This is a genomic window from Novosphingobium sp. BL-S-24, from assembly GCF_055521575.1.
In genome coordinates, this window is record NZ_CM145488.1 from 1284435 (window position 1) to 1300673 (window position 16239).

At 61.2% G+C, this 16239-nt stretch carries 17 protein-coding genes; 9 read left to right on the plus strand and 8 right to left on the minus strand.

Annotated elements, in window-relative coordinates:
* The first annotated feature begins 30 nt into the window (after positions 1-30).
* From nadA to ACZ1JM_RS11395, 3 genes are all read left to right on the plus strand, one after another.
* On the plus strand, positions 31-1017 hold the full coding sequence (gene nadA, locus ACZ1JM_RS11385; protein ID WP_465134912.1) for a quinolinate synthase NadA: 987 nt from the start codon (positions 31-33) through the stop codon (positions 1015-1017).
* A gap of 609 nt (positions 1018-1626) precedes the next feature.
* Positions 1627-3324 (plus strand): YbaL family putative K(+) efflux transporter, encoded by a 1698-nt coding sequence (gene ybaL / locus ACZ1JM_RS11390; protein WP_465134913.1) that lies wholly within the window; start codon positions 1627-1629, stop codon positions 3322-3324.
* Entirely contained in the window at positions 3321-3467 is a 147-nt protein-coding gene (locus tag ACZ1JM_RS11395) for a hypothetical protein (protein ID WP_465134914.1), read from the plus strand. Before ybaL ends, ACZ1JM_RS11395 begins: the two co-directional genes overlap by 4 nt.
* Before the next feature lie 16 nt (positions 3468-3483).
* Here the strand turns inward: ACZ1JM_RS11395 and trxC are convergent, their stop codons facing one another.
* The 4 genes from trxC to ACZ1JM_RS11415 form a co-directional block, all read right to left on the minus strand.
* Entirely contained in the window at positions 3484-3924 is a 441-nt protein-coding gene (gene trxC, locus ACZ1JM_RS11400; RefSeq protein WP_465134915.1) for a thioredoxin TrxC, read from the minus strand.
* A 25-nt stretch (positions 3925-3949) separates the two neighbouring features.
* Positions 3950-4498 (minus strand): rRNA large subunit pseudouridine synthase E, encoded by a 549-nt coding sequence (locus ACZ1JM_RS11405; protein ID WP_465134916.1) that lies wholly within the window; start codon positions 4496-4498, stop codon positions 3950-3952.
* 3 nt (positions 4499-4501) lie between these two features.
* Positions 4502-5419, minus strand: a complete 918-nt coding sequence (locus tag ACZ1JM_RS11410) for a DMT family transporter (RefSeq protein ID WP_465134917.1) — start codon at positions 5417-5419, stop codon at positions 4502-4504.
* A gap of 67 nt (positions 5420-5486) precedes the next feature.
* The gene (locus tag ACZ1JM_RS11415) at positions 5487-6473 is read right to left on the minus strand and encodes a TerC family protein (RefSeq protein ID WP_465134918.1); all 987 of its coding nucleotides are present in this window, start codon (positions 6471-6473) and stop codon (positions 5487-5489) included.
* A gap of 438 nt (positions 6474-6911) precedes the next feature.
* On the opposite strand from ACZ1JM_RS11415, the gene ACZ1JM_RS11420 reads away from it, so the two are divergent.
* Positions 6912-7829 (plus strand): right-handed parallel beta-helix repeat-containing protein, encoded by a 918-nt coding sequence (locus ACZ1JM_RS11420; RefSeq protein WP_465134919.1) that lies wholly within the window; start codon positions 6912-6914, stop codon positions 7827-7829.
* Position 7830: 1 nt separating this feature from the next.
* Here the strand turns inward: ACZ1JM_RS11420 and ACZ1JM_RS11425 are convergent, their stop codons facing one another.
* The 3 genes from ACZ1JM_RS11425 to ACZ1JM_RS11435 form a co-directional block, all read right to left on the minus strand.
* Complete coding sequence (locus ACZ1JM_RS11425) at positions 7831-8406, minus strand: Smr/MutS family protein (RefSeq protein ID WP_465134920.1); 576 nt, start codon at positions 8404-8406, stop codon at positions 7831-7833.
* A complete protein-coding gene (mltA, locus tag ACZ1JM_RS11430) occupies positions 8403-9635 on the minus strand; it encodes a murein transglycosylase A (RefSeq protein WP_465134921.1) in 1233 nt (410 codons plus the stop codon). Before mltA ends, ACZ1JM_RS11425 begins: the two co-directional genes overlap by 4 nt.
* A 103-nt stretch (positions 9636-9738) precedes the next feature.
* Complete coding sequence (locus ACZ1JM_RS11435) at positions 9739-10428, minus strand: Tim44/TimA family putative adaptor protein (protein WP_465134922.1); 690 nt, start codon at positions 10426-10428, stop codon at positions 9739-9741.
* Between the two features lie 370 nt (positions 10429-10798).
* Here ACZ1JM_RS11435 and secB point away from each other — a divergent pair, with 370 nt between their 5' ends.
* The 3 genes from secB to trpS all read left to right on the plus strand — a co-directional run bounded on the left by secB (position 10799) and on the right by trpS (position 14063).
* Positions 10799-11314, plus strand: coding sequence for a protein-export chaperone SecB (secB, locus tag ACZ1JM_RS11440; RefSeq protein WP_465134923.1), 516 nt, complete (start codon positions 10799-10801; stop codon positions 11312-11314).
* 138 nt (positions 11315-11452) lie between these two features.
* Complete coding sequence (gene murJ, locus ACZ1JM_RS11445) at positions 11453-13021, plus strand: murein biosynthesis integral membrane protein MurJ (RefSeq protein ID WP_465134924.1); 1569 nt, start codon at positions 11453-11455, stop codon at positions 13019-13021.
* Between the two features lie 22 nt (positions 13022-13043).
* Positions 13044-14063 (plus strand): tryptophan--tRNA ligase, encoded by a 1020-nt coding sequence (trpS, locus tag ACZ1JM_RS11450; RefSeq protein WP_465134925.1) that lies wholly within the window; start codon positions 13044-13046, stop codon positions 14061-14063.
* Positions 14064-14101: 38 nt separating this feature from the next.
* On the opposite strand, the gene ACZ1JM_RS11455 is transcribed toward trpS, so the two are convergent.
* Positions 14102-14764: an MOSC domain-containing protein gene (locus tag ACZ1JM_RS11455; protein WP_465134926.1), complete on the minus strand. Its 663-nt coding sequence runs from the start codon at positions 14762-14764 to the stop codon at positions 14102-14104.
* A 223-nt stretch (positions 14765-14987) separates the two neighbouring features.
* Between ACZ1JM_RS11455 and ACZ1JM_RS11460 the strand changes: the two genes are divergently transcribed.
* Both ACZ1JM_RS11460 and ACZ1JM_RS11465 read left to right on the plus strand, forming a co-directional pair.
* Entirely contained in the window at positions 14988-15671 is a 684-nt protein-coding gene (locus ACZ1JM_RS11460) for a DUF4136 domain-containing protein (protein ID WP_465134927.1), read from the plus strand.
* A gap of 224 nt (positions 15672-15895) precedes the next feature.
* A complete protein-coding gene (locus ACZ1JM_RS11465; RefSeq protein WP_465134928.1) occupies positions 15896-16060 on the plus strand; it encodes a hypothetical protein in 165 nt (54 codons plus the stop codon).
* The last annotated feature ends 179 nt before the right edge of the window (positions 16061-16239 follow it).

Here is a 16239-nt window from a genome sequence, read left to right on the forward strand (position 1 = left end):
GGGCCGGGGCGCTAAGTTAAAGGGAATGCCATGACCGTAATGCCAGCCGACCTTTCGGGCATCGACGTGCGCGCCGAGATCGAGCGGCTGCGCAAAGAGCGCAACGTGGTCATTCTTGCTCACTATTATCAAAAGCCGGAGCTGCAGGATCTTGCCGATTTTGTCGGAGACAGTCTCGAACTGAGCCGCAAGGCGGCCGAAACGGATGCAGACGTGATCGCGTTCTGCGGTGTCAAGTTCATGGCGGATACCGCCAAGATCCTGTCACCGAACAAGATCGTGGTGCTGCCGGATCTCGATGCGGGGTGCAGCCTGGAAGATTCCTGCCCGCCCGAAAAATTCAAGGCGTTCCGCGAGGCGCATCCCGATCATATCGCGCTGACGTACATCAACTGCTCGACCGAGGTGAAAGCCCTGTCGGACGTGATCGTCACCAGTTCCAGCGCAGAGACGATCCTACAGCAGATACCTCTGGACCAGAAGATCATCTTCGGCCCCGACCGTCACCTTGGCGGCTATCTTTCGCGCAAGTTCAACCGCGAAATGCTGCTATGGCCCGGCGTGTGTATCGTCCACGAAGCCTTTAGCGAAACCGAACTGCTGAAGCTCCGTGCCGAGCATCCGAATGCACCGATAGCAGCACATCCCGAGTGTCCGCCGCACATCGTCGATCATGCGGACTATGTCGGATCCACGAGCGGCATTCTGCAATACGCCAAGACTATGCCCGGTGACACGCTGATAGTGGCGACCGAGCCGCACATCATCCACCAGATGGAACTAGCGATCCCCAACAAGACGTTCATCGGTGCGCCGGGGGCGGATGGTAACTGCAACTGCAATATCTGCCCGTACATGGCGCTCAACACGTTGGAAAAACTCTACCTTTCGCTACGTGACCTTACTCCGCGCATCGAGATCGAGGAGGGCCTTCGCCTTGCGGCAAAGCGCAGCCTCGATCGCATGCTGGACATGGCGAGCGGCACCATCGGCAAGGGCGATCTCGGCGCGCGCTGAGATTTTCGAGTCACGTGTGGATGCGGCCGCGCACGGAAGGTGGTCGCATCACGTGACGGGAATGTCTGGCAAAACGTGAAAATGGCCCTACCTTGCCCGATGGACGGGGCTTTTCCTCTGGCCTTTTGAGCAAGGAGATGTGGGCGGTTGTCAGACGGGGTGTTTCTTAGGAAATTCCGGCTTTGGTGCCTCCTGCTTCTGGTGGCTGTTGCCACGCATGCTCTGTCTCCGGTCACCATGCCGGAAGCGCGGGTCACCGGATCACCGTTCAATCCCTCGACCATTGATGTATCAATCGGTCACACCCGCCGTGAAACCTCAGAATTCAAAGAGTCTTCGGCTGATAGCAGTGCGAAGAAACTGCGGTTTACCAGCATGCCGGCGGCAGTGCCCGTCATGGTATCAGAGCTGCAAGCGGGCAGCCGCGTGCCCTACCCGACCGAACCCAATGCTCACTCAGTGACCGCGCCTTCAATCGGGTTTCCGGCTAATACCGTCCCTCAACCGCGAGCGCCGCCTTTGCGCTAAGCGCCGCCGGTTCGCATAAGCGCGGACCCGGGTTTTCGTCTGCCGCGCCTTGTGCAGCGGCCCGTAAGGACGGGATGTCAGATGCCTCACAATACTCCGCTCATTGGAACGGTCGTCGCCGGGCTGGTGATCGCCTTCTTCATGGGCGCCCTCGCACACCGACTGCGAGCATCGCCGATCGCCGGCTATCTGCTCGCCGGCGTCGTGGTCGGACCGTTCACTCCCGGCTTCGTGGCGGATGCCGGGCTGGCGTCAGAGCTGGCGGAGATCGGTGTGATCCTGCTGATGTTCGGGGTCGGTCTGCATTTCTCGCTTCGAGACCTTTTGGCGGTCAAGAACATCGCCATACCGGGCGCGCTGGTCCAGATTATAGCTGCGACGCTGCTGGGCGTCGGCATCGGGCACATGATGGGATGGGGCCTCATGGCGGGCTTCGTCTTCGGTCTGGCGCTTTCGGTGGCAAGCACGGTAGTGCTTTTGCGCGCGCTGCAAAGCCGCCATCTGGTAGAGACCGAAAGGGGGCGCATCGCCGTTGGATGGCTGATCGTCGAGGATCTGGTGATGGTCTTGGCGCTGGTCCTGCTCCCCGCTCTGGCCGCCGGCCTCGCCAATCCCGAAGCGACCGGCGAACTGCCCTTCGTCATTGCCGGGACCATGCTCAAGGTCGCGGGCTTCGTGGCGTTGATGCTGGTGGTCGGGCGACGCATCCTTCCATGGGCGTTGCATTGGGTGGTCCACACCGGATCGCGGGAGCTGTTTCGCCTTGCCGTCCTCGCGGTTGCGCTGGGGGTGGCATTCGGTGCCGCATATGCGTTCGACGTGTCCTTTGCGCTTGGGGCGTTCTTTGCCGGAATGATCCTGGGAGAGACGCAACTGAGCCGCAGAGCAGCCGAGGAAACCCTTCCTCTTCGGGACGCTTTCGCGGTGCTTTTCTTTGTATCCGTAGGCATGTTGTTCGACCCCTCGGTGGTAACCGAGCAGCCGATCCCTCTGCTCGTGACGGTGGCGACAATCGTCGTGGGCAAATCACTTGCCGCTTTCATGATCGTCCGCGCGTTCGGTCATGGAAATGACACTGCCCTCACCATCTCGGCCAGCCTTGCCCAGATTGGGGAATTTTCGTTCATTCTGGCCGGCCTTGGCGCGGGACTTGGACTCTTGCCCGATGCCGGGCGCGACCTGATCCTTGCGGGGGCGATCATCTCGATCTTCCTGAACCCGTTCATCTTCAACCTTGCCGTGGGCAGCTCCGGCAAAGTGAAGAAGCAACTCGAAGACAGGGCGGTCGAAGTCGAAGTAGAACACGAACGTCGCCGGGAGGAGCACGTCATCGTCGTCGGTTACGGACGGGTAGGCAAGCTGGTCGCTCGCGGGCTTCGGGCAACCCCTATCGCCGTGGTGCTGATCGAGGCGCAAGCCGATCTTGTGCGCCAAGGGCGTGCAGACGGTTTCGAGGTCGTCAAAGGAAACGCGGTCGACGCCGATGTGCTGGAAGAAGCAGGCATAGCTCGTGCCAACCGGATGCTGATCGCCATTCCCGAAGGCTTCGAGGCAGGAGCGATCGTGGAGCAGGCCAAGAAGATGCGGCCCGAGCTATCGGTTATCGCGCGAGCACATAGCGATGAACAACTGGACCACCTTGTCCAGCATGGCGCTGACAGCGTCGTTCAGGGAGAAAAGGAGATCGCCCGCCAGATGCTGTTGCTGGTTGGGGCGACGGCCGGGAAGATACCCTTTCCCCGACCCGCCCCGCCCATCTCACATGGAAAGGTTGCATGATGAAGACCCGCCGCCAACCTCCGCGCTGGTTCAAGTGGGCGATCTGGGCGGGCATTGCCCTTGCGGTTGCCGTGCCCAGTGCGTGCGTGATGAACCATGGCCAAGTTCCGGGATATGGCTCGGTGTCCCTCCTGCCCGATTGATCCGAAAGGCGCTCGATCAGCGGATGGCCTGCTGCGCCCATGACACGATGGCATTGGCGGGCATTGCCCCCGCCTGCCGTGCGACCTCCTGACCTTTACGGATCAGGATCAGCGTTGGAATGGATCGTATGGCGTACCGCCCCGCAATCGTGGATTCCGCTTCGGTGTCGACCTTGCCCAGACGCATGTATGGCTCAAGCTGAGACGCCGCATCCGCAAACGCTGGCGCCATTTGACGACAGGGCCCGCACCATGAGGCCCAGAAATCGACGAGCAGCGGCAAGTCGCTTTTCAGGGCGTGCGCATCGAAGTTAGCGGACGTCAGCGTCACAGGGTTGGCGGCAAACAGCGGGTTCGCGCACTTTCCGCACTTTCCACCCCCCGCAAGCCGATCCACCGGAACACGATTGGCGGTGGTGCAGGTGGGGCATATGACGATCCTGGCGTCCGCTGACATGCCAAATGCTCCTTCCATTCAAATATCAGACCGGAACCTCTCGCCATTCTCCGGGGGCAAGGCCATCAAGTCGCCAGTCACCAATGCGCCAACGCACAAGGCGCAATGTCGGATGCCCCACAGCCGCCGTCATTCGCCGCACCTGGCGGTTGCGACCTTCATAGATTGTCAGTTCTATCCAGCAGTCCGGCACGCTCTTGCGGAAACGTACCGGCGGATCGCGAGGCCATAACTGCGGATCGTCGATCCGTCTCGCCTTGGCCGGGCGCGTCAGGCCGTCGTTCAGAGTCACGCCTTTTTCCAGCGCTGCCATGGCGGCATCGTCCGGCAGGCCCTCGACCTGCGCCAGATAAGTCTTGGCAGTTTTAAAGCGAGGGTCTGATATTCGCGATTGCAGACGGCCATCATCAGTCAGGATCAGTAGGCCTTCACTGTCGCGATCCAGGCGCCCCGCGGGGTATACACCCGGGATTTGAATGAAATCCGACAACGTCGAGCGTGGGGTTGGGGATCGCTCATCCGTGAATTGGGATAAAACGTCATAGGGCTTATTGAACAGTATCAACCGCGCCATCGATCAGCCTTTTGTCGCTGCGGGTTTGTCACCCGCTTTGGCCAATGCCAAGGCTACCGCCAGCAAAGCCATTCCCAGAACGTCCATTCCGCTCAACGTCTCGCCGAATGCGAACCAACCGGTTGCTGCCGAGACCGCCGGTTGTGTCAGAAGCGCGAGGCCGATTACCAATGGCGTGAAATTGCCGAGAGAGTAGATCAAGAGGCCCTGTCCGATCAGCTGACTGGATATCGCGAGACCGATCAGGGGCATCCAGTTGTTGGGAAGAATGGTTTCTCCCAACAGAAGCGCAATGATCAACAGGGTCGGCACGCTGGCCACCATGGATACCGTCAACAGCGAGAACTGCCCGGTCCTTGCACGAGCGGAGTTCAGCATCAGAATATAGAATGCATAGAAGACCCCGGCGAGGAGACAGAACAGGTCGCCAGCCAGATTGACATGGCTGATTTCCAGCGATCCGCCCATGAGAAGCGCCGCTCCAGTCAGAGCGGCTCCGATTGCGGCAACTTCGAGAATGCCGGGCAGGCGCCGGGCGGCAAAAAGCCCCCAGCCCATGACGATAAGGCTTCCAGAATTGCCGAACAGGGAGGCATTTCCCAGCTTCGTCTGAGTGATGCCCACGTGCCAGGAAGCCAGATCGAGAGCGAAGAAAACACCGGCGCCCAGAAGTATGATGCCTGTCAGGCCTGTCATGTGCTGACGAGACGGGGCCTCTTTCAGCGCCAACATGGCTATAACAGGCAAGGCCAACGTCATGCGCCAAAAGGCGGCGGCTACAGGCCCCGTATCCGCGAGCCGTACCAGCCAGGGGCCTAGCGCCAACGCTACATTAGCCACCAACAATGCCAGCAAATGGCGCGGCTGCCACTGCTGGCCGAAAGCAGGCTCTGGCAGCTTGGCGGGAACGGTAGGGTGCATCGCCGCGTCCTAGCGGCATGGAAGGGGCGACGCACCTGGAATTGTGCCACCCCTTCCTTTTACCCGATCACGCGACTGGCTTGACCGTTGGCTGTCCACGGGTTTTCCAAAGCGACCACAGCACTCCGCCAGCAATCAGAGCAAGCGTCACCGCCAAACTGACGAGAGGCGGGAACTTCGCACCGCCAAGCACGAAATCGGCTATCAGGATTTTGCCGCCGATGAATACCAGCACCAGCGCCAGCGCGTATTTCAGGTACTGGAAGCGATGCACCATCGCCGCCAATGCGAAATAGAGAGCGCGCAGTCCCAGGATCGCCATGATGTTTGAGGTGTAGACGATGAACGTGTCAGTGGTGATCGAGAAGATTGCAGGCACCGAGTCAACCGCGAAGACCAGATCCGCCAGGTTGATCACTACCAGCGCGAGAAACAGCGGCGTCGCGGCCCACACCAACCGGCCTTTGGCATCTTCTTCGCGCACGAAGAAATGCTCGCCATGATGAACCTTTGTCACCCTCATGTGCCGCGAAATCCAGCGGATGACCGGGTTATTTGCAATGTCCGGATCATGATCGCTGGTGAACAGCATTTTGATGCCGGTGAAGATCAAAAATGCTGCGAACAGGTACATGACCCAGTACGCATTGGCGACCAAGGCCGCACCGCCGGCAATCATCAAGCCGCGCAAAACGATGACGGCAAGAATGCCCCACAAGAGAGCGCGATACTGATACTTGGCGGCGATCGCGAAGAAGCTGAAAATCATCGATATGACAAACACGTTATCGATCGATAGCGCCTTTTCGATGAAGTAGCCGGTGTAATAGTCGATCGCCGGGGCCGATCCTTTCGCCCACCAGATCCAGCCGCCGAATGCCATTGCGATGGCTATGTAGAAGATGGATAGCTTCAGGGATTCGGCAATTCCCATTTCGCGGTCGTCCTTATGAAGGACACCCAGATCGAAGGCCGTGAGCAGCAAGACCACTGCCGCGAAGGACAGCCAGAACCATGCCGGCGTGCCCAGCCAATCCGCAAAGAGAAATTCCATTATTACTGCCCCTGCCCGAATGAATATCGATAGTCGCGCATTGATGCATTACTATCGCAGCTTGGCCTGACAGCGGCGACTATATTGTTGATCAGCACAGCAAAATTATATTTTGTCATCGCAAATCCCTATCGAACTAGGTTTGGTTCGATCGGACGGCACGAAGCGAGGGCTGGGGCGGGACATTATCAAGAGCAGTATGCTCTAGTCGTCGGTCAGCCTGCATCGGTACACCCGATGCGGTCCGACATCACGAGGCGCAAGACTGTAAGACGATTAGTCCATCCAATCCGCGCCGCGCCAGAGGGGCCCGGCCCGCACGGTTTTAATGCATATCCCGCGTTTTGGTTTCAATCGCTCGATACCCTGCGCGTTTACGATTTGGCTTTTTAACGCTGCTAGCGTCCACGGATGCCGATCACATACCGACTCGCACTCATGCTCGCTACCGCCGCTGTCGTGGCATCCTCTGCATTCGCTCAGAGCCACGATGCTCCCTATACGATTGTCGAAACTGGCCGCTCTTACGTCCGCCTCCAGGATGCGGTGGATGCTATCGGAAAGGGTCGCGGCACGATCCGCATGGCATCCATGCGTTTCGCTGACTGTGCCGTCCAGGGGGCGGGCGACATCACATACCAGGCCAAAGTCCCTGGCCAATCGATCCTCGACGGCGTGGCGTGTGAAGACAAAGGGGCACTTGTGCTAAGGGGTCGGTCCGCGCGGGTGGAAGGCATGGTGTTCGCGAACATTCACGTGTCTGACAAGAACGGCGCGGGAATCAGGCTGGAGCGGGGCAATCTTGCCGTCAGCCAGAGCTGGTTTCGAGACAGCGAGCAGGGAATCCTGTCAGGCGATGACCCTGCAAGCTCCATCGTCATCGACAAGTCCACCTTTACGCGGCTGGGCACATGTGAGGGATCAGGCTGTGCTCACTCCATCTACATCGGAAACTACGGCTCGCTGACAGTAACCAGAAGCCGTTTCGAAGCCGGGACTGGCGGCCATTACGTCAAAACCCGTGCCCAAAGGATCGCAATCCGGGACTGCAGCTTCGATGATACTCACGGCCGCGGCACCAATTACATGATCGACCTTAGTGATGGTGCGACCGGAACGATTGCCGGGAACTGGCTCGTTCAGGGCCGCGACAAGGAAAACTATTCCGCCTTCATTGCCGTCGCCGCCGAGCATCGCAATCACCCCTCACGCGGCCTTACAATAGAAAACAACGATGCCCGCTTCGCTCCTGGGATCGATCGCCGCAGCGCTTTCGTTGCCGACTGGTCCGGCGATGCGGTAAAGCTGGGCGGCAATGGTTTGGCTGAAGGGCTGACCGCCTACGAAAAACGATAGGCTATCGCCGTTTCCTGAGAACCACATAGACGGCACCTAACCCGCCATGACGGCGGTGCGCGCCTCTTATGGCGACAATGTCGGACGCATGTTCGCTGGCACCCAGCCAATCGGCGACCTTCGCGCGAATGGCCCCGCGCGATGTTCCCCGATCCGCTGCGTCGACCGGACGCGGCTTGCCTGTAACGATCAGTACAACCCGCGCCCCCATCGCTTTCGCCTGGGTCAATCCGTGCATCAATCGGCTATAAGCCTGATCCAGACTGGCGCCATGCAGATCGAGACTGAAGTCAGGCAGCAACGTGCCTTTTGAAATGCGTTTGTCCCACGACCCATCAAGGTGCGCAGGCGTTTCTGGCCTGGGCTTGGGCGCCACCGGCTTGGGCGGCAAAGGGGCCGGGACGCGGCCTTTCACTTTGCGGACGGGCGGGGCCGCCGCTGGTTCCGGCATCGGCGTGCTGATGGGCGTGGTATGAGCTTCAACAACGCGACGACGCTCAAGCGGTGTGACCGTCTCTGCGACTTGCGCCCAAATCTTGGCTTCTTCGACAGTCAGCCGTCGCCCCGGTCGCTTCATTGTCTCTGCAAGCGCGCGAGCGTCCCCTTTGGCAGCAGGACCAACGCCCTTCCGCGACCGCTCATGCCACCGGCCGTCATCCGCGCCTGAGTGCCCGCGCCCCAGAACGTGTCGAAGCGATTGGCGCCTTTGATCGCACCGCCGGTATCCTGCGCGATCCACAGACCGTTCGCTTCGCGCCGATCCAGATCGAGCCAAACCGGTGCGCCCAAAGGCACAAAGCGCGGATCGGCCGCGACTGAACTTCCCGCACGTACTGGAATGTTCAAAGCGCCGAGTGGACCATCGCCGTTAAGAACCTTGAAAAAGACCCATGAGCGGTTCTGGTTCATCAGCGCAGCGCCTTCTGACGGATGCTCGCGAATGTACTGCATGATCCCTTGCATCGATCCTGAGTATTGACCGGAACCAGAACCGATCAGCCCCCGGTCACGCATCACCCCGCCAATGCCGGTATACGGGAGCCCGTTCTGCCCCGCATACCCGATGCGGGTGACCGTGCCGTCCGGTGCGACCAACCGTCCGGAACCTTGGACCTGAAGAAAGAAGAACTCCACCGGATCGGCGGCCCAGGCGATTTCCAGCCCCTGCCCCGCCAAAGCGCCCGCTTCTATCTGGCCGCGATCGAAGTAAGCAGTAAAGCGCCCGTCGGCTCCATACCGACCGATGGGCATTCGGCCATCCGCAAGGGGCTGCGCATCCCCTGGACGGGCACGGACAAGATCGCGGGGCATTCCATATACCGGAACGGTATAGCCCGGCAGTGGCGTGCGTGCGCCAGCGATCTCGGGTTCGTAATAGCCGGTGGCATAAGCAGCGCCGTCGCCCACCCGCGCCGTCTCGAAATAGCTGGTAAAAAAGGATGCGGGCGACCCTGCCCCCCAATTGGCGGCAGCCGTGCACGCCTGTCGCCAGTCATCGGCTGCGGTCAGTCCACTCGCATCGCTTCCCGTCAGCAGGCGGGGGCAGCTTTCGCGGAACGATGCCAATGCTCCCGCCGCATCAGCCTCGCCGAACGACAAGGAGGCGATCGTCGGTCCTGCTTGTACACCAAGTACACGCGCATTTTGTGGCTGGTTGATGGGAGGCGGAGGAACCGGCCGGGCAGTCGGTGGTCGGGAAACTGACGGGCCGCCGGTCGACGGGATCATTCCACCGCAGGCCGCGAGGGCGACAGACAGGGCAGAGGCCAACGCGTGCAGCGCCAGCCGACGGCTACCCGTGATCATGGTTCGCCAATTGCTCAAGTTCGCCCTTCCCCTAAAGCAAACGGCCCGTACGCTAGGCACGGGCCGGTCAAGGCGCAGACGGGTAGCAAAAGTGACTAGGCGATCAACCTTCGTCGGTTTCTTCGAGCACCCAATCGGGATCGGGCGAGTTCAATGCGCGGCTAAATGTCCATACATCTACCGCCTCGATGGCATCATCGAGCGATCCGGCGACAACATGGCCTTCCGCATCGCGGGTGACCGCCGCAATATCGGCACGGAAGCGAAGCGTAATGCGCGCGTTTCCGCCTTCGATTCCGGCTGCCGTAAAGCTCGACTCCTCGATCCGGATAAGGCGATTGTCCAGCGTCTCACCGGCTTCCACCCGCGCATCGATAGCGCCAGCGAAACCCTGATAGACGTCATCGTCACACAGCTGACGGAGTTCCGCCTTATCACCCTTCCAGAAGGCTTCGAGAATCATGCGGTAAGCGCTGCGGGCACCCTCCACGAACATCGTCGGATCAAACCGGCGATCGGCCTGAGCGATTTCCGCCAGGCCGCGCTCTACCGATGGCGAAGCCAGCGGCAATTCGCGCAGACGCTGCGGCGACTGAACCTTGCTGCGATCCTCGCCTCGGGCATCGGTCTTGGGAGTAGACGGCACGCGCGGCGCCCCGGGCTGGCCCTGGCGACCTTCGAACCGTCCCTGGATGGGTTCTTCCTCATGCTCTGCCCGGCGGCCGAGTACGGAATAGAGCCGCAAGCCCAGGAAGGCTGCAATCATGGCCAGGATCACTATTTCCGGTGTCACGTCCCTAAATCCATCCCTTCTGTCCGCATCGGCTAAATCCGCAGCGTCCCGTCATCAAGACACGCGATACCGTAGCGGCTGGCAATGGCCTTTGAAGTGAGCATCCTGTTTCTGGAGACTCCGGTAAGGCCATAGCGCTCCAACATAGCCTCAGATAGGTAGCCTTTACAAATGAACAACGCGTGAGTGGCCTGCCGAGGTAATTTTCCGCTGGGTTGAACGCGCCAATGTTCGCCTGCAAACGCGCTTTTCGGCACCTTCGAGACATAACACTTACAATTTTCCGGACGCACGGGTGTTCCACCGACCCGCAAAATGTTTTAGGCGCGCGGTCACGTATCACCAGTTATCATTGCGGGACGATCAACAGATGGCCGACGAAGGCAACATCATTTCCGACCTTAACCTCGACGGCGGCGACGACAATGCGCCAGCGGCAGGCATCATTTCACAGTACGTGAAGGATCTTTCGGTCGAAAATCCCAACGCGCCGGAGAGCTTTGGCTGGCAGGATCAGCCGCAGGTCGACGTGCAGTTCAACATCGGCGCGCGCGCGATCGAGGGTGAGGTTCACGAGGTTGAGCTGAAGATCACCTGCTCGTCGCGCAACGATGGCGGCACGGCGTTCGCGGTCGAACTGAGCTATTGCGCTCTGGTCGGCATGCGCAATCTCGAAGAACAGCAGAGCCACGCCTTCCTGTTCGCCGAAGCGCCACGCATTCTGTTCCCCTTCGCCCGCCGGGTGATCGCCGATGCCGTGCGTGATGCGGGCTTCGCGCCCTTGATGCTCGAGCCGATCGACTTCAACGGCCTTTACGTCCAGCAGCTGCAGGCGCAGGCACAGCAGGCGGAAGCCGGTATCGGTGAGCCTGCAGGCAACGCCTGACGGATCGGCCCGCGCGATCTCGGCGGGCATGTTCCTGAATGGGCAGCTTTCTGATCAGGGATCCCGGCGTAACCGGGGTTTCCGCCAAGGGCTGCCCGTTCCTATCCCAGCAGGAAATCGCGTGAGGGGCACGACCGAATGAACCTCGCCAAAGCCCTTGCCAGCGTCGGCGGCCTGACATTGGCAAGCCGCGTGCTGGGCCTTGCGCGCGACAGTCTTTTTGCGCGCTTCGTCGGCGCCGGATTCGCCTCCGACGCTTTCCTGATCGCCTTTCGCCTGCCGAACATGTTCCGTGCCCTGTTCGCGGAAGGCGCCTTTGCATCGGCTTTCATCCCGATGTTCAACAAGAAGGTCGGCGATCCGGACGGCGATGGACTGTCGTCGGGCATACGGTTTGCCGAACAGGCGCTGTCGGTCCTGCTGCCCGTCCTGATCGGCATGACGGTGCTGCTGGAAGTGTTCGCCTGGCCGGTCACCTTCCTGCTGTCGGGCAGCTTCAACGGCGTCAGCGAAAACCAGTTCGCCTTCGCGGTGCTGCTCAGCCGGATCACGATACCCTATCTGGCGCTGATCAGCCTGGTGTCGCTGCTTGGCGGCATTCTCAATTCACTGCACAAGTTCTGGGTCAACGCGGCCGCACCGATCCTGTTGAATCTGACCTTGATCGTCGCGCTGCTCGCCTTCCATTCGGACGATCCGCTGGTCACCGCGCGCAATCAGGCCATCGGCGTATCCGTATCAGGTGCCTTGCAACTGCTATGGCTGATCTGGGCCTGCCGCGCCAACGGGGTGTCGATGCGCCTGCGCCTGCCCGTCTGGAACGCGGACGTAAAGCGGCTGCTCAAGCTGATCCTGCCCGCAGCGGCAGGCGCGGGCGCCGTGCAGATCAACCTCGTGATTTCCACGGCGCTGGCGGCGTCGTTGCTGGCGCATGGTTCGGTCACCTACATCTACATGGCCGATAGGCTCAATCAGCTGCCGCTCGGCTTGATCGGGATCGGCCTTGGCACGGTACTGCTGCCGACGATCTCCCGCCAGCTCGGCGCGGGCCAGGAAGCGGCGGCGATGGAAACCCAGAACCGCGGGCTGGAGCTGGCGTTGCTGCTAACTCTGCCTGCGGCGGTCGCGCTGATCGTGTGCGGCGGTCCCATCGCGGCCGCGCTGTTCGGCTATGGCAAGTTCGATGCGACAGACGTCGCCCGCACGGCGGAGGCGCTTGCCGCCTTTTCGATCGGATTGCCCAGCTACATCCTCGTCAAGGTGCTGACCCCGGGCTTCTATGCGCGGCAGGATACCCGCACGCCGGTGCGCTATGCCATGATCTCGATGGGGGTGAACCTGATCGGCAATCTCATCCTGATCGTGCCGCTCCAGCATATGGGTCCGCCGCTGGCTACTGCGATCGCCTCCACCGTGAACGTCGCGATGCTGTATTTCGCGCTGGTCAAGCGTGGCCACTTCGTCGTGGATGCAAGGCTGCGTCGGCGTGCGCCGCGCCTGGCCGTTGCCGCGATCGCCATGGGGGTCGTCATGTGGTTTGGCCAGGAACTGGTCAGGCCCTACGTCCACGGCTCGTGGTTTGTGCGAGGCGCGGCACTGGCGGTGCTGGTTTCCGCCGGGTGCGTGGTCTATGCGCTCGCCACGGTAGTGTCGGGGGCTTTCACCCGCGATGACCTCAAGCTCCTGCGGCGTCGCCGCGCCAACTGATCAATTCGAAACAGGAATTCGCATGCGTATCGTCTCCGGCATCCAGCCAACCGGCAACCTGCACCTGGGCAACTACTTGGGCGCAATCCGTAACTGGGTGGCGATGCAGGATCAGGTTTCGGCTCAGGGCGGCGATTGCCTGTATTTCCTGGCGGACCTTCACGCCATTTCCATGCCGCATACCCCGGCGGAGCTTGCCTCGAACACCCGCGAAATGGTCGCCGCGCTGGTCGCCTGCGGCATCGATCCTGAGCGGTCGACCCTGTTCAATCAGGCACAGGTTCCGCAGCATTCCGAAATGCAGTGGCTGCTGAACGGCACCGCGCGGATGGGCTGGCTGAACCGCATGACCCAGTGGAAGGACAAGGCCGGCAAGAACCGCGAAGGCGCGAGCGTAGCGCTGTTCACATACCCGATCCTCCAGGCTGCCGACGTGCTGCTCTATCAGGCGACGCACGTCCCGGTGGGAGAGGACCAGAAGCAGCATCTGGAACTGGCCCGCGACATCGCGCAGAAGTTCAACAACGACTTCGCGTCGGAAGCTGCGCCGCTGTTCACACTGCCCGAACCCTACATCCCGCCCGAAGCAGCCCGGATCATGAGCCTGCGCGACGGCAGCGCCAAGATGAGCAAGTCCGATCCGTCCGACATGGCGCGCATCAACATGACCGACAGTGCCGATACGATCATGCAGAAGGTCAAGAAGGCGAAGACCGATCCGGAGCCGCTACCGTCCGAAAAGGCGGGGCTGGAGGGCCGTCCGGAAGCCCGGAACCTGGTGTCGATCTATGCCGTGATGGCGGGCAGCACGGTCGATGCGGTACTGGCTGATTTCGGGGGTGAAGGCTTTGGCAAGTTCAAGCCAGCGCTGGGCGAACTGCTGGTCGAAAAGCTGGCGCCAATCAACGAGCGTTTCCTCTCTCTGCGGCAGGATCAGGGCGCTTTGGACGCCATTTTGCGCAAGGGTGCGGAGAAAGCCCGCGCACTGGCGATACCGACGCTGAACCGGACGTACGAGGCGCTTGGGCTGGTCCGGGGCTGACACCTAAAATGACATTGGATGCTCAGGAGAATGAATTTTCAGTCCCCTGCACCCAATAACCTCGCCCGGCGAGCCTTCCAGGGCTCGGCCAGGCTCGGCACCTCGCCCAGTGCTTCGAGCCCGGCCCTGTCCGACTTGTGGTCGCCCGCCACCAGCAGGCCGAACACCCGGCTAACGGTCCAATCGGCGAACGGACGGTCGAGCAGCGCCATCGTGTCGCCCGGTTCGACCGCGCCTTCCTCGATCACGCGGTAGTACCAGCCTGACCGCCGTGATTTTACGCACGCCGCGTTTACCCTGGCGCCCCCGAAACGATGGTCGAGCTTCCAGCAGGGTTGCCGACCCTGACTGACCTCAACGACGGCGGTGCCCAATCGCCAGCGATCGCCGATGCACACGTCGCTTTCCGTCAGCCCTTCGGTGGAGATGTTTTCCCCGAAAGCGCCGTATCCGTCCAGCAGCGGATGTTCCCCGATCGTTGCGCGCCACCAGTCGTAATGATCGTGCGGGTAGTGGTGGATCGCCTTTTCCAGCCCGCCGTGAACGGTCAGGTCGGCCTGCGCGTCGCCTTCGACCCCCAGCCGATGAATGCGCCGTCGTCCCATCACCGGCCGCTTGTCGATAGCGCTGGGCTCATCCGGGCCGCGAAACGGCGTAACCTGTCCGCATTGCACGGAAATTATGGAGATGGGGGTCGTCACAGGCATCGCTCCTTCCTACATTGACTAGGACGATCAGGTCGGTCGGATCAACAGCATGGATCGGCGAAGCGTGGACGACAGGTGAACGGTCACTACTGCTCATCGTTCTTCAGGCTCCATTCAACCGCTATTCATGGCATTGATTCTAAGACAGGATCGCAGAGAATCGGGAGCCGCGCCGGGAGGGCGTCAGGAGCTCGTCGCGTTCGCGGAGCAAACAAAGATGAAAGACCGATCAGGATCACAAATAGGAAGGTTGCGGTTGGCCGCAGCCGCCGTGCTGCTCATGGCGCTCGCCGCCTGCGCAACGCCGTTCAAGGCTGACGTCTCCCGCTTCCAGTCGCAGCTTCCCGCCCCGTCGGGCCAGTCGTTCGCCATCGTCGCCGACGATCCGAAGCTGGCAGGCGGCCTGGAGTTCTCCCAGTACGCATCGATCGTGCGCGATCGCATGGCGCGGCTGGGCTACGCCCCCGTGGAAGACCCTTCGCGCGCGACGCTGATCGTGCGCTTCGCCTATGGAGTCGACGGCGGACGTGAGCGGGTGCGCTCCACGCCGATGGCCGGGTCGTACTGGGGTCCCTGGGGCGGCTATGGCGGCTTCGGCGGGTTCTATGGCCGCAGCCGCTTCGGTGGCTGGGGCGGATGGGGTGGCCCATGGCGTTACGGCTGGTACGATCCGTTCTTCGACAGCGGCGTTCAGTCCTACACCATTTTCACCAGCGGTATCGACCTGAAGATCGACCGTGCCGCCGATGGCCAGCGCCTGTTCGAAGGCAAGGCAGAGGCCGTCTCCACGTCCAATCGCCTGCAGTATCTGGTGCCGAACCTGATAGAATCGATGTTCACCAATTTCCCCGGGAACTCCGGAGAGACCGTGCGCATTACAGTCGCGCCAGAGAAGAAGTGACTTAACTAACGCCCCCCGTCGGCGATGAAAATCGTCGGTCGGGGGGATGGTTGAGATACCGCTCTCACACTGCCAGGCTCCCCCCTGCGAAGAGTGGGAGACACCGAGGGGCGGGTCCGCTGAGATATGCGGGCCCGCTCTTTTGCGTTACCGGCCGCGATATCCTATGCAGTGAGCAACAAGCCTCCCCATCGCGCGGCCATAAGGACCCAATGCACAATTTCATGGCGATCCTGTCCCAGCTGTTCTGGGGAGTTACGATCGGTGCGTTGAGCGCGGCGTTCGAGACGCTGGCCAAGGGCGCGCTGATGATCGGCGGCCTTGGCGGCGCAGGCTGGTACGGCATGAAATGGCACCGCAACCGCCGCGAACGCGGGGATAGGCCCTGACGTGGGACGCGATTAGGTGCTTGGTGCGGGCATTGACCATGATAATGTAGTTCGGCAGCGTTGCGCCCATATTGGCCGTTTAGCGCACACCGACCAGCGTCCAGAAGCCTACATTAACTTAGGTCGGGGGCAAAAAGTCACTCGCCACCCTATTGCGGCCGTTTGATATCGATGTCCGG